Origin of the sequence: Priestia sp. D3YE.R1 (genome assembly GCF_049199565.1) — a bacterium.
Classification (GTDB): Bacteria; Bacillota; Bacilli; order Bacillales; family Bacillaceae_H; genus Priestia; species Priestia aryabhattai.
Genome location: NZ_JBLTHW010000008.1, coordinates 1 through 13,765, shown reverse-complemented (window position 1 = coordinate 13,765; position 13,765 = coordinate 1). Strand labels below are relative to the sequence as shown.

11 protein-coding genes are annotated in these 13,765 nt (G+C 36.8%); 6 read left to right on the top strand and 5 right to left on the bottom strand.

The genetic code is table 11. From position 1 onward, the window contains the following. Positions 1 to 16: 16 nt before the first annotated feature. The 5 genes from mnmE to rpmH form a co-directional block, all read right to left on the bottom strand. Positions 17 to 1,405, bottom strand: coding sequence for a tRNA uridine-5-carboxymethylaminomethyl(34) synthesis GTPase MnmE (gene mnmE / locus ACOZIR_RS25825; RefSeq protein WP_080890254.1), 1,389 nt, complete (start codon positions 1,403 to 1,405; stop codon positions 17 to 19). A gap of 308 nt (positions 1,406 to 1,713) precedes the next feature. Next, entirely contained in the window at positions 1,714 to 2,343 is a 630-nt protein-coding gene (jag, locus tag ACOZIR_RS25820; protein ID WP_045295504.1) for an RNA-binding cell elongation regulator Jag/EloR, read from the bottom strand. Beyond that, complete coding sequence (spoIIIJ, locus tag ACOZIR_RS25815; RefSeq protein WP_045295502.1) at positions 2,340 to 3,104, bottom strand: YidC family membrane integrase SpoIIIJ; 765 nt, start codon at positions 3,102 to 3,104, stop codon at positions 2,340 to 2,342. Before spoIIIJ ends, jag begins: the two co-directional genes overlap by 4 nt. Before the next feature lie 115 nt (positions 3,105 to 3,219). Then, positions 3,220 to 3,573, bottom strand: coding sequence for a ribonuclease P protein component (gene rnpA, locus ACOZIR_RS25810; RefSeq protein WP_045295500.1), 354 nt, complete (start codon positions 3,571 to 3,573; stop codon positions 3,220 to 3,222). A 110-nt stretch (positions 3,574 to 3,683) separates the two neighbouring features. After that, entirely contained in the window at positions 3,684 to 3,818 is a 135-nt protein-coding gene (rpmH, locus tag ACOZIR_RS25805; RefSeq protein WP_013059930.1) for a 50S ribosomal protein L34, read from the bottom strand. A 754-nt stretch (positions 3,819 to 4,572) separates the two neighbouring features. Between rpmH and dnaA the strand changes: the two genes are divergently transcribed. The 6 genes from dnaA to gyrA all read left to right on the top strand — a co-directional run bounded on the left by dnaA (position 4,573) and on the right by gyrA (position 13,482). Further along, on the top strand, positions 4,573 to 5,916 hold the full coding sequence (dnaA, locus tag ACOZIR_RS25800; protein ID WP_028411911.1) for a chromosomal replication initiator protein DnaA: 1,344 nt from the start codon (positions 4,573 to 4,575) through the stop codon (positions 5,914 to 5,916). Between the two features lie 186 nt (positions 5,917 to 6,102). Next, on the top strand, positions 6,103 to 7,239 hold the full coding sequence (gene dnaN, locus ACOZIR_RS25795; protein ID WP_013054821.1) for a DNA polymerase III subunit beta: 1,137 nt from the start codon (positions 6,103 to 6,105) through the stop codon (positions 7,237 to 7,239). Between the two features lie 100 nt (positions 7,240 to 7,339). After that, positions 7,340 to 7,555 (top strand): S4 domain-containing protein YaaA, encoded by a 216-nt coding sequence (gene yaaA / locus ACOZIR_RS25790; RefSeq protein WP_013054822.1) that lies wholly within the window; start codon positions 7,340 to 7,342, stop codon positions 7,553 to 7,555. A gap of 14 nt (positions 7,556 to 7,569) precedes the next feature. Beyond that, on the top strand, positions 7,570 to 8,688 hold the full coding sequence (gene recF / locus ACOZIR_RS25785; protein ID WP_013054823.1) for a DNA replication/repair protein RecF: 1,119 nt from the start codon (positions 7,570 to 7,572) through the stop codon (positions 8,686 to 8,688). Between the two features lie 240 nt (positions 8,689 to 8,928). Then, entirely contained in the window at positions 8,929 to 10,845 is a 1,917-nt protein-coding gene (gene gyrB / locus ACOZIR_RS25780; protein WP_045295496.1) for a DNA topoisomerase (ATP-hydrolyzing) subunit B, read from the top strand. Between the two features lie 126 nt (positions 10,846 to 10,971). After that, positions 10,972 to 13,482: a DNA gyrase subunit A gene (gyrA, locus tag ACOZIR_RS25775; RefSeq protein WP_045295494.1), complete on the top strand. Its 2,511-nt coding sequence runs from the start codon at positions 10,972 to 10,974 to the stop codon at positions 13,480 to 13,482. The last annotated feature ends 283 nt before the right edge of the window (positions 13,483 to 13,765 follow it).

The following is a 13,765-nucleotide window of genomic DNA, read 5'->3' as shown; positions in this document are numbered from 1 at the left end:
AGCCTCCTTTAATAATCTATTTTCCTAAACAGAATTGAGAGAACAACTGATCAATTAAGCTTTCATGAACAGCATCACCAATAATTTCACCTAATAGTTCCCACGTTCTTGTTAAATCAATTTGGACAATATCGATTGGAACACCACTTTCAATGCCTGTGATGGCCTCATCGATAGCTCCTCTTGCTTGCGTTAAAAGCGCAATATGTCTCGTATTAGATAAATATGTTAAATCTTGAGATTCAATTGTTCCTTCAAAGAAAAGAGCTGCGATTGCTTCTTCAAGGTGGTCCACTCCTTGTTCTTGAAGAAGCGAAGTCGTTACTACTGGATGATCACCAGCAAATTGCTGCACTTCCTCTAGATTAATTTTTTGCTCAAGATCTGTTTTATTCACAATCACAATAACGTCCATGCCTTCTACAGCTTCAAACAGCTTTTTATCTTCGTCCGTTAATTCTTCATTGAAATTCAACACAAGCAAAATTAAATCTGCTTCTTTCAAATACTGACGGGAGCGTTCCACACCAATTCGTTCTACAATATCTTCTGTTTCACGAATTCCAGCTGTATCAACTAATCGTAGAGGAACTCCTCGCACATTAACGTACTCTTCAATTACATCTCGCGTCGTTCCAGGAATGTCTGTGACAATAGCCTTTGCATCTTGCACTAAACTATTTAGAAGAGAAGATTTCCCTACATTAGGACGTCCAATAATAACCGTAGCTAATCCTTCTCTTAAAATTTTCCCTTGATGAGAGGTTTGAAGAAGCTTATCAATTTCTTGACGTACATTTGAAGCTTTTTCGATTAACACTTGGTGAGTCATTTCCTCTACATCGTCATATTCTGGATAGTCAATGTTCACTTCTACGTGGGCAAGTGTTTCGAGAATTTCCTGGCGTAAATGACGTACTAGCTTGGACAAACGCCCTTCCATTTGGCCAATTGCCATATTCATCGCTTTATCTGTTTTGGCACGAATTAAATCCATTACAGCTTCTGCTTGTGATAAGTCTACTCGACCATTTAAAAATGCTCGTTTTGTAAACTCACCTGGCTCAGCTAAACGGGCACCATTTGCAATAACTAACTGCAGCACACGATTAACGGATACAATTCCTCCGTGACAGTTAATTTCAATAATGTCTTCTCTAGTAAATGTCTTGGGACCTTTCATAATGGAAAGCATCACTTCTTCAACGACTTGCTCCGTCTTGGGATCTACGATATGACCGTAGTGAATAGTATGAGAAGCTACGTCTGTTAATCGTTTATTCGAAACGCTTTTAAAGATACGATCTGCAATCGTAATTGCTTCTTCACCACTCAGGCGGACGATGGCAATAGCTCCTTCTCCCATTGGTGTAGAAATGGCCGCAATTGTATCAAAATCTAGCACCAACTTCACCTCATTTCATTTTATAAACCTTTTATTTTAAACGATGTTATATACTATCATCGTTAACAATTTTCCACGAACAAAAACATCTATTTTAAGGCCCGTGATTTGTATGAACCAAATAAATAGAATACCACAATTCACCGCTTTGGAACATCTCTAACGTTCTTCTGTTATGCACAGCAAGAAAAACAGGCAGTATGTACTATTTTAACTTATCCACATGTGAATAACAACGTATGCATCTTGATTTTTTTGAACGCTAGATCGATAAAAATAAGCACATAAAAAAGCACTAGCTTATTTTGCTAGTGCTTTTTGGCAACTGGCTGAACCAAAACACTTCTTTTGGGCTCTTTGCCAACGGATTGTGTCTCAACTAAAGAATTTTTAGCTAATGCTTGGTGAATCATTTTTCTTTCATGGGAAGGCATTGGTTCTAGTTGAACAGATCGATTCGTTTTGATCGCCTGGTTAGCTATTTTTAATGCCAGTTTTTCGACCATTTCTTTTCGTTTTTCTCGGTAGCCTTCTGGATTTAATACAACATTTAAGAATTGCTGACTGTATCGATTAGCTACCAATTGTGTGAGAAGCTCAAGCGCATTGAGGGTTTGTCCATGTTTTCCAATCAACATTCCCGCTGAATCGCTACTAATCTCAATTATGCAGTTTCTCGAGGTTTTTTTGACATTCGTATGAATCGAAATCCCCATTTCACGGCTAACATTTGTAATAAAATGAACCGCTTCCTCTACAGGGTCAACTATTTTTGTAACTTTTACAACTGCGGGTTTTCCCTTAAAGATTCCTAAAAATCCTTTTTTGCCTGGTTCAATTATTTCTACATTTGTTTGATTTCGCTCTACTTCTAAAGCATCTAATGCTTCTTGAACAGCAGCTTCAATCGTCTGGGCCGTAATTGTGATTTCGTTCATTTTTTAACCCCTTCAATATTCGCTCGTTTTAAGTCTGGCCCTTTAATGAAGTAGGTTTGAATAATCATAAATAGATTTCCCACTACCCAATAAAGAGATAAGGCGGCTGGAAAATTGATTGCAAAAATCACAATCATGATCGGCATAATCCAAAGCATCATAGCCATTTGAGGATTTTGATTTGCATTTCCGGCCATCATCATCTTTTGCTGAATAAACGTTGTGATTCCTGCGACAATTGGTAAGATAAATAGCGGATCACGCGCACCTAAATCAAACCATAAAAAGCTGTTGTTTGCGATTTCCGACGTTCGTGTAATCGCGTGGAAAATCCCAATAAGAATGGGCATTTGAATTAGAATTGGGAAGCACCCAGCTAAAGGATTTACTCCGTAAGTTTGGAATAATGCCATCGTTTCTTTCTGCAATTGCTGCTGCGTCTGGGCATCTTTTGAACTGTACTTCTCCTTTAACTTCTGCATTTCGGGCTGAAGCGTCTGCATCGCTTTCGTGTTTCTCATCTGTTTAATCATAAGCGGTAGAATAAGTAAGCGAATCAGGATTGTGACAACGATGATCGCAACTCCATAGCTTTTGAATACCTCCGCCAGATACGTAATGACTAATGACAGCGGATACACAACATACTCATTCCAAAAACCTTTACTATCATCTGTAATAGGTTGGTTCATTTCCGTACACCCCGCTAAAACAGTTAATAGAAAGATAAGCGTTATCCCTAAAAACAACTTCTTCTTCACCTGTTTTTCCTCCTTCTACATGTTCACCTTTCAATTCTGAAAGTGCGTCAAAATCCATTATATAAGGATGCGGTAGAAAAACAACAGCTATTAAAGGCTTTTCTTCTATTGTTTATTAATCATTTTGTCTATGTTTAAGTAATTTGCCACGCTTAAAGACATGCTGCAAACTGCTTTTAATTTCTTCATAGCTCATTGTTGCAGCAGGCTGCCTTGCAATTACAATATAATCTTTGTCTTGCTTTAAATACGGTGTGAATTCAAACATAATTTGTTTAGCAAGGCGCTTAACTCGATTACGAGTCACGGCATTTCCAATCTTTTTGCCCACAGAGAATCCTACGCGGAAATGTTCTTGATCCGGTTTGTCTAGAACATACAAGACAAATTGGCGATTCGCTACGGACTTGCCCTTTTTAAAAACTGTTTGAAATTCATCATTCTTTTTTATACGATATCTTTTTTTCATTTTTAACAACTCCTGCCCTTTTTCAGGTCATGCTCTTATGTAGTCCCTACAGGAACAGAGGTGATTTTAGCCTTATAAAGCGAAAAAAGACCACTGGCGTCAGTGGTCTATTATGCTGATAATACTTTTCTTCCTTTACGACGACGACGAGCTAAAACTTTACGTCCATTCGCTGAGCTCATACGAGCGCGGAAACCGTGTACTTTACTGTGCTTACGTTTGTTTGGTTGGTAAGTTCTTTTCATCTATAAACACCTCCTCGAGGAATAACTGAAAAAGACAGTCCTTGCAATTATAATGAAAAGACTAAGAAGATGTCAATGTTATTTAAAAAATAAAATTTTCAATCTCTTGGTTTCATTATCTGTTTTACTCAATCTTCTTCATTCTAATATCTTTATAACCCAATTGTCTATACCTAATCAATAAAATTCATTGATTTATTAAAGAAAAAATTTTTCCTTTTCATCTCTTTTTCTTTCTCTACCAGTTGCGATCGCATCGTTACTGAACAAAACTACAACAATAAATGTTATAAAAAGCCTCTTTTTTATTCAAATTCTTCTCTTAAATCTTTGTGGATAAGTTTTTTCGACATTTTTCTACTTTTCCATTTCTTATCGACAACTCATGCACACTATCTTGTGTTGTGGAAAACTTTTCTCCACAAGGTGTAGTGATTGTGGATAAGTTTCGAAAATTCATTGCATCATGCCGAATTCTTTGATATTATATTTTTGTTTTCACTCTTAATTACTTTTCCACAGTTGGTTTTTATCCACAAACTGTGGACAACTTGTGGACATCATTTCCACTATCACTGTATAAAGTTATCCACACCATGTGGAATCTGTCGAATAGTCGGCTTTCTTCTATAATATATATTTACCCACATAATAGCAATTGTATAAATATAAATTTTTTATGCATAAGGGTTTGTACAGGTTGTACAATGGTTGTACAAAGCGCATAAAAACTAGAAAAAGGAGGGGTTGCTCGTTGGAAAACATTCATGATTTATGGAACAGAGCTTTAGATCAAATTGAAAAAAAATTAAGCAAACCCAGTTTTGAAACCTGGCTCAAATCGACAAAAGCTCATGCTTTACAAGGAGACACGCTCATTATTACTGCGCCTAATGATTTTGCACGGGACTGGTTAGAATCTAGGTATTCTAATTTAATTGCTGAAACACTTTACGATCTTACGGGGGAAGAGTTAGATGTGAAATTTATTATTCCTCCTAACCAGGCCGAAGAAGAATTCGATATTCAAACTCCTAAAAAGAAAGTCAATAAAGACGAAGGAGCAGAATTCCCTCAAAGTATGCTAAATTCGAAGTATACCTTTGATACATTTGTTATCGGATCTGGAAATCGGTTTGCGCATGCAGCTTCTTTAGCAGTAGCAGAAGCGCCTGCTAAAGCGTATAATCCGCTTTTTATTTACGGGGGAGTAGGATTAGGTAAAACACACTTAATGCACGCAATAGGCCACTATGTGTTAGATCATAATCCTGCCGCTAAAGTCGTGTACTTATCATCTGAAAAATTCACAAATGAGTTTATTAACTCTATTCGTGACAATAAAGCAGTAGAATTCCGCAACAAATACCGCAATGTAGATGTGTTACTGATTGATGATATTCAATTCTTAGCAGGTAAAGAGCAGACACAAGAAGAATTTTTCCATACGTTTAATACGCTTCACGAAGAAAGCAAGCAGATTGTCATCTCAAGTGATCGACCGCCCAAAGAAATTCCTACACTTGAAGATCGACTTCGCTCTCGCTTTGAATGGGGCCTTATTACAGACATCACACCACCAGATTTGGAAACACGAATTGCTATTTTGCGTAAAAAAGCAAAAGCGGACGGCTTAGTTATTCCAAATGAAGTTATGCTTTATATCGCCAATCAGATTGATTCAAATATTAGAGAATTAGAAGGAGCACTTATTCGCGTAGTAGCTTATTCTTCACTAATTAATAAAGATATAAACGCTGATTTAGCAGCAGAAGCATTAAAAGATATTATTCCTAGTTCAAAACCTAGGGTTATTACGATTCAGGATATTCAACAGATTGTTGGACAAGAATTTAATATAAAATTAGATGATTTCAAAGCGAAGAAACGTACAAAGTCAGTAGCGTTTCCTCGACAAATTGCCATGTACCTTTCTCGCGAACTAACGGATTTTTCGCTGCCTAAAATTGGAGAAGAGTTTGGCGGGCGAGACCATACTACTGTCATCCATGCTCATGAAAAAATTTCAAAACTTGTTCAAACAGATACTGACCTACAAAAACAAATTAAAGAAATAAGTGAATCACTAAAAATATAGGCTTTTTTTACTTGTATTTTGTGTATAAGTGAGTTAGGATTGTACACAGTCTGTCCACATGTGGATAGGCTGTGTTCTCACGTTTTTAGGGGTTATCCACATTTCCACAGCCCCTATTACTACTACTATCTTAAAATATAATAAATAATAAGCTTTTAAACCTACTTTTAAGGAGGATTAATTATTATGAAATTTATCATACAGAAAGACTATCTAGTTCAAAGCGTTCAAGACGTTATGAAAGCTGTATCTTCTAGAACAACAATTCCAATTTTAACTGGTATTAAAATTGTAGCGACTGAAGAAGGTGTTACCTTAACCGGAAGTGATTCCGATATATCTATTGAATCGTTTATTCCAAACGAAGAAGAAGGAAAAGAGATTGTTGATATTCAAAAACCAGGAAGCGTTGTTCTCCCAGCTCGTTTCTTTAGTGAAATCGTCAAAAAGCTTCCTAAAGATATTGTAGAATTAGACGTCCAAAGTCACTTTTTAACAATCATTCGTTCAGGAAAGGCTGAATTCAACTTAAATGGTTTAGATGCAGAAGAGTATCCTCATTTGCCACAGATCGAAGAAAACAACATGTTTAGATTACCGACAGACTTATTAAAAAACATGATTCGACAAACTGTCTTTGCAGTGTCCACCTCAGAAACACGACCTATCTTGACAGGTGTAAACTGGAAAGTCGATGGCAAAGAATTAACGTGCATTGCCACTGACAGTCATCGTCTAGCTTTGCGAAAAGCGACCATTGAAACTGGAAATGAAGCAACGTATAATGTGGTTATTCCAGGTAAAAGTTTAAGTGAATTCAGTAAGATCCTTGATGATTCTCATGAATTAGTAGACATCGTTATCACGGAAAATCAAGTGTTGTTCAAAACAAAACACTTACTATTTTTCTCAAGATTATTGGACGGAAATTATCCTGACACATCAAGATTGATCCCAGCTGATAGTAAAACGGATGTTATATTGAACGTAAAAGAATTCTTACAATCGATTGACCGCGCTTCTTTATTAGCTCGTGAAGGAAGAAATAACGTAGTAAAACTATCTACGCTGGATGAAGGAATTGTTGAAATTTCTTCTAACTCTCCTGAAATCGGAAAAGTAATCGAAGAGGTGCAAAGTCAGTCTATCTCAGGAGAAGAATTAAAAATTTCTTTTAGCGCAAAATATATGTTAGACGCATTAAAAGCGCTCGAAGGAACAGATATCAAAATTAACTTCACTGGTGCGATGCGTCCATTTGTCATTCGAACATTAGAGGATGATTCAATGCTGCAGCTGATTTTACCAGTGCGAACATATTAAATCTCAGAAAGCTACTAGCATGCCGTACTAGTAGCTTTCTTTTCTCAAGAAGAATTATTTAGTAAAATAGAGATACATCATTAGAAAGTGAGAGAGTCGCATGAAAACAGAGGTTAAAATTTCAACTGAATACATTACGCTTGGCCAGTTTTTAAAACTAGCAGACGTCATTCAAACAGGTGGAATGGTAAAATGGTTTTTAAGTGAGCACGAAGTATATGTGAACGGTGAGCTAGAAGAGCGCCGCGGACGTAAATTATATGCAAATGACGAAGTGGATATACCGGCTGCAGGATCATTTGTTGTTATTACTTAAAGTTGGTGAAACGTTTGTATATTAAAGAAATTACTTTAACAAATTACCGAAACTATACGAAGACAACGATTCCCTTTGAAAATAAAGTAAACGTCATTTTGGGTGAAAACGCACAGGGTAAAACAAACGTGATGGAATCGATCTTCGTATTATCTATGGCTAAATCTCATCGTACATCCAACGATAAAGAATTAATTAAATGGGACTGTGAGTATGCAAAGCTATCGGGCATTGTAGAAAAGCATAGAGGGCCTGTTACACTGGATTTAGTCATCTCAACAAAAGGGAAAAAAGCAAAATATAATCACATTGAGCAGAAAAAACTCAGTCAATATATAGGATCAATTAACACTGTCATGTTTGCTCCGGAGGATTTGAACCTAGTTAAAGGGAGTCCGCAAGTAAGGCGCAAATTTATCGATATGGAAATTGGTCAAGTTTCGCCTGTTTACATGCATGATTTAAGCAGGTATCAAAAGATTTTGCAGCAAAGAAATCAATATTTGAAGCAGCTGCAGACAAAAAAACAAACGGATCTTTCACTTTTAGACGTACTTACGTTACAGTTAAGTGAAATGGCGGCGAAAATCTTAAAAAAACGTTTTGAGTTTTTACAGCTACTCCAACAGTGGGCAGAGCCTATTCATAAAGGGATCAGTCGAGACTTAGAAACATTAAAAATTGAGTATAAGAATTCAATTGATGTATCAGAAGATGCAGATTTGTCGAAAATGTTAGAAGCATATCATCAAAAGTTTGATAAAATAAAAAGTAGAGAAATTGATAGAGGTGTCACCTTAGCAGGACCACACCGTGATGACCTTCTTTTCTACGTTAATGAAAAAGACGTTCAAACATTTGGTTCACAAGGGCAACAGCGGACGACTGCTTTATCATTAAAGCTTGCTGAAATTGAGTTAATTCATCAAGAAGTAGGTGAATATCCAATCTTGCTTTTAGACGACGTATTGTCTGAATTAGATGATTTTCGTCAATCACACTTGCTAAATACCATTCAAGGAAAAGTTCAGACGTTTGTAACGACAACGAGCATTGAAGGAATTCATCACGAGACCTTAGAAAAAGCCGCTACATATCATGTAGAAGCTGGCCAAATTCAAAAGGTCAAATAGCAATTGATCTGTCTAAAAACTTTTCGCAAGGCAATCTAACTGAAATATGATATCATTATAGTTTTAAGTCTATATATTTCAACTCGTACCCTCGATTATGAAAATTTTGTGCATAAGTAAACAAATGGCAAATACATTAAAGGCTCCGTATTATTTCCACATAATATTCGAAAAACATAATACAAAATGATAAATACAGCAGTTTGCTGTTAAAAAAAAGTGTAGGTGATACATTTGACGATGGAACAAAAAGAAGTACAAGCATATGAAGCTGATCAGATACAAGTATTAGAAGGATTAGAAGCTGTTCGTAAACGTCCGGGGATGTATATTGGATCGACGAGCGCAAAGGGTTTACATCATCTTGTATGGGAAATTGTAGATAATAGTATTGATGAAGCGCTGGCCGGCTATTGCGATGAAATTAATGTTATTATCGAAAAGGATAATAGTATTACAGTCAAAGATAACGGTCGTGGAATTCCGGTTGGTATTCAAGAAAAAATGGGCAGACCTGCCGTTGAAGTTATCTTAACGGTTCTTCATGCCGGAGGTAAATTTGGCGGCGGCGGCTATAAAGTATCTGGTGGATTACACGGTGTAGGTGCCTCAGTTGTTAACGCACTTTCTACCTCTTTGGAAGTACACGTACATCGTGACGGTAAAGTTCATTATCAAAAATATGAACGAGGTGTACCTGCTGCTGACTTGAAAGTAGTCGGAGAAACAGATAAAACAGGTACTGTTATTCAATTCCATCCAGACGGTGAAATTTTTACTGAAACGCTTGAATACGATTTTGATACGTTAGCTAATCGTCTGCGTGAGTTAGCTTTCTTAAATCGCGGCATTAAAATTACGATTGAAGACAAACGTGAAGAAGGTAAAAGCCGTGAATATCACTATGAAGGCGGAATTAAGTCTTACGTTGAACACTTAAATCGTTCGAAAGAAGTGATTCACGAAGAGCCGATCTATATCGAAGGTAATCGAGATAACATTTCTGTAGAAATTGCTATTCAATATAACGATAGCTATACAAGTAATTTATATTCTTTTGCAAACAACATTCACACGTATGAAGGTGGAACGCACGAAGCAGGATTTAAAACGGCATTAACGCGTGTAATTAACGATTATGCACGTAAAAACAGCGTATTTAAAGACAGTGACGCCAATTTAACGGGTGAAGATGTTCGTGAAGGAATTACAGCTATCATCTCTATTAAGCACCCAGATCCGCAGTTCGAAGGACAAACGAAAACAAAGCTGGGAAATAGTGAAGCAAGAACAATTACTGACTCTGTGTTTGCAGAACACTTAGAAACTTACTTGCTAGAGAACCCTATTGTGGCGAAAAAGGTAATTGAAAAAGGTTTAATGGCTGCAAGAGCAAGAATGGCAGCTAAAAAAGCTCGTGAGCTTACAAGACGTAAAAGCGCGCTTGAAATTTCAAATTTACCGGGTAAATTAGCGGATTGTTCATCAAAAGATCCTTCTATTAGCGAACTCTATGTAGTAGAGGGTGATTCTGCCGGAGGTTCAGCTAAGCAAGGAAGAAGCCGTCATTTCCAAGCTATTTTGCCTTTGCGTGGTAAAATTATCAACGTAGAGAAAGCGCGTTTAGATAAAATTTTATCTAATAACGAAATTCGTACAATCATTACCGCTCTAGGAACGGGTATTGGTGACGATTTTGATATTTCGAAAGCCCGCTACCATAAAATTGTGATTATGACAGATGCAGACGTAGATGGTGCGCATATTCGTACGCTTCTTTTAACGTTCTTCTATCGCTATATGAGACAGATTATTGAGCACGGATATGTGTACATTGCCCAGCCGCCTCTTTACAAAGTTTCACAAGGTAAAAAAGTGGAGTACGCGTACAACGATCGTCAATTAGAAGAGGTATTAGCTTCTTTCCCTGAAGGCGCAAAACCAAACCTTCAGCGTTACAAAGGTTTAGGAGAGATGAATCCTGAACAATTATGGGAAACAACAATGGATCCAGAATTCCGTACACTTCTTCAGGTGAACTTGCAAGATGCAATTGAAGCTGATGAGACATTTGAAATTTTAATGGGCGACAAAGTAGAACCACGCCGTAATTTCATTGAAGAAAATGCTCAGTACGTAAAAAATCTCGATATTTAAATGAACGGTAATACCCTTTATATTTTTTATAAAGGGTATATAAACGTCAGGATAGAGATAGGTTCTATCCTGCGTTTACATATATATGAATTACTATACTGAACTTCGCGAAGGAGGTTCTTATCGATGTCAGATAAACCAAACTCTCAAATAAGAGAAGTAAATATTAGTCAAGAAATGCGCGCATCCTTTTTAGATTATGCAATGAGCGTAATTGTATCGCGTGCTTTACCAGATGTAAGAGACGGACTTAAGCCTGTGCACCGTCGTATTTTATATGCAATGAATGATTTAGGTATGGGATCGGATAAGCCATATAAAAAATCAGCTCGTATCGTAGGAGAAGTAATTGGTAAGTATCACCCGCACGGTGACTCAGCTGTATATGAAACAATGGTTCGTATGGCACAAGATTTTAGCTATCGTTATATGTTAATTGACGGTCATGGAAACTTTGGATCTGTTGATGGAGATGCAGCAGCAGCTATGCGTTATACAGAAGCAAGAATGTCAAAAGTTTCGATGGAACTGTTACGTGACATCAATAAAGATACAATTGATTATCAAGATAACTATGACGGTTCTGAACGTGAACCAATTGTATTACCTGCTAGATTTCCAAATTTACTTGTAAACGGTTCAGCTGGAATTGCGGTAGGTATGGCGACAAATATTCCTCCGCATCAGTTAGGGGAAGTCATTGACGGCGTTTTAGCTGTAAGTCAAGACCCTGATATCACAATTGCAGAGTTAATGGAGATTATTCCAGGACCGGATTTCCCAACTGCAGGACAAATTCTTGGCCGCAGCGGGATTCGTAAAGCTTATGAAACTGGAAAAGGTTCTATTATTGTTCGCGCAAAAGTAGAAATTGAAGAACAAAGCAATGGTAAACAAACTATTATTGTTCATGAACTTCCATACCAAGTAAATAAAGCAAAGCTAATTGAAAAAATTGCCGAGCTAGCTCGTGATAAGAAGATTGATGGAATTACGGACTTGCGAGATGAATCTGACCGTTCAGGTATGCGTATTGTTATTGAAGTAAGACGTGATGCAAATGCAAATGTTTTATTAAACAACTTATATAAGCAGACATCTCTTCAAACAAGTTTTGGTATTAATACCCTTGCATTAGTAGATGGACAGCCAAAAGTATTGAACTTAAAGCAATGTCTACAGTACTACTTAGACCATCAGGTAGTGGTTATTCGTCGTCGTACTGAATTTGAACTTCGAAAAGCCGAAGCACGTGCGCATATTTTAGAAGGTTTAAAGATTGCTCTTGATAATTTAGATGCTGTTATTGCTTTAATTAGAGGTTCTCAAACAACAGATATTGCACGTGAAGGATTAATGACGCAGTTCTCGTTATCTGAAAAACAAGCGCAAGCTATTTTGGATATGCGCCTACAGCGTTTAACAGGATTAGAGCGAGAGAAGATTGAAGCGGAATATCAATCTTTATTAGCGCTAATTGCTGAATTAAAAGCTATTTTAGCAGATGAAGAAAAAGTATTAGAAATTATTAGAGAAGAACTAATAGACGTAAAAGAAAGATTCAATGACGGCCGTCGAACAGAAATCGTAAGCGGAGGAGCTGAAATTATCGAAGACGAGGATCTGATTCCTCGCCAAGATATTGTTATTAGTTTAACGCACAACGGCTATATTAAACGCTTGCCTGTTTCTACGTATAAGAGTCAGCGAAGAGGCGGAAGAGGTATTCAAGGGATGAATACAAACGAAGATGATTTCGTTGAACATCTTCTAACAACATCTACTCATGATACGATTCTCTTCTTTACAAATAAGGGAAAAGTTTACCGTACGAAAGGATACGAAATTCCAGAGTACGGAAGAACGGCTAAAGGAATACCTATTATTAACTTGTTAGAAGTAGACAAAGGTGAGTGGGTAAATGCCATCATTCGCGTCGATGAATTTGTAGACGATTGGTATCTATTCTTTACTACAAAACAAGGAATTTCCAAGCGTACACCTTTATCTTCTTTTGAAAACATTCGAAATAGCGGACTTATCGCCTTGAATTTAAGAGAAGAAGATGAATTGATTTCTGTTAAATTGACAGATGGTAAGCGCGATATGGTTATTGGAACGAAGAAGGGTATGTTAATTCGTTTTAATGAAAATGATGTTCGTTCAATGGGACGTACAGCTACTGGAGTTAAAGGGATCACTCTCGATTCAGAAGATGAAGTAATCGGTATGGAGATTCTCGAAGAACAATCAGATATCTTGATTATTACGAAAAATGGTTATGGAAAACGTACGCCGATTGAGGAATATCGTGTACAAACAAGAGGCGGTAAAGGTTTAAGAACATGTAATATCACTGATAAAAATGGTGATGTTGTCGCCCTGAAATGCGTATCTCAAGAAGAAGATATTATGCTTATCACAGTAAGCGGCGTTCTTATCCGGGTTTCTGTTTCAGATATTTCACAAATGGGCCGTAACACACAAGGTGTCAAAGTCATTCGTTTAGGAGACGAAGAGTTTGTTTCAACGGTTGCAAAAGTACAAACTTCAGAAGATGAAGACGAAGTATTAGATGAATTAGATGAACATGAAGAGACAGATATAATAATTGAAGCTGAAGAAACGGAAGAATAAAAAAAGCCCCTGAAAAAGCAGGGGCTTTTTTTTATGTAAAAAAACCTTGCCATAGGCTTTTCATTTTGGTAATATATAAAAAGTCAGCAAAATACATATGAGTTTTTTAGTAGTTTTAAAAAAGTTATATAAAAGTGTTGACAACGATTCTTATAAAGTGTTATTATATAGGAGTCGCTTTAAGACAAGAGTTCTTTGAAAACTGAACGAAATAGTAAACGTCAACGTTAATTTTTATTTTTAAATTGAGCAAGTCAAACATTTCTTCGGAGAGTTTGATCCT

Bases quoted from the DNA above. Each gene is read 5' to 3' on its own strand.
- jag (WP_045295504.1), bottom strand. From the start codon at position 2,343: ATGAACGAAATCACAATTACGGCCCAGACGATTGAAGCTGCTGTTCAA.
- rnpA (WP_045295500.1), bottom strand. From the start codon at position 3,573: ATGAAAAAAAGATATCGTATAAAAAAGAATGATGAATTTCAAACAGTT.
- rpmH (WP_013059930.1), bottom strand. From the start codon at position 3,818: ATGAAAAGAACTTACCAACCAAACAAACGTAAGCACAGTAAAGTACAC.
- dnaN (WP_013054821.1), top strand. From the start codon at position 6,103: ATGAAATTTATCATACAGAAAGACTATCTAGTTCAAAGCGTTCAAGAC.
- yaaA (WP_013054822.1), top strand. From the start codon at position 7,340: ATGAAAACAGAGGTTAAAATTTCAACTGAATACATTACGCTTGGCCAG.
- gyrB (WP_045295496.1), top strand. From the start codon at position 8,929: ATGGAACAAAAAGAAGTACAAGCATATGAAGCTGATCAGATACAAGTA.
- gyrA (WP_045295494.1), top strand. From the start codon at position 10,972: ATGTCAGATAAACCAAACTCTCAAATAAGAGAAGTAAATATTAGTCAA.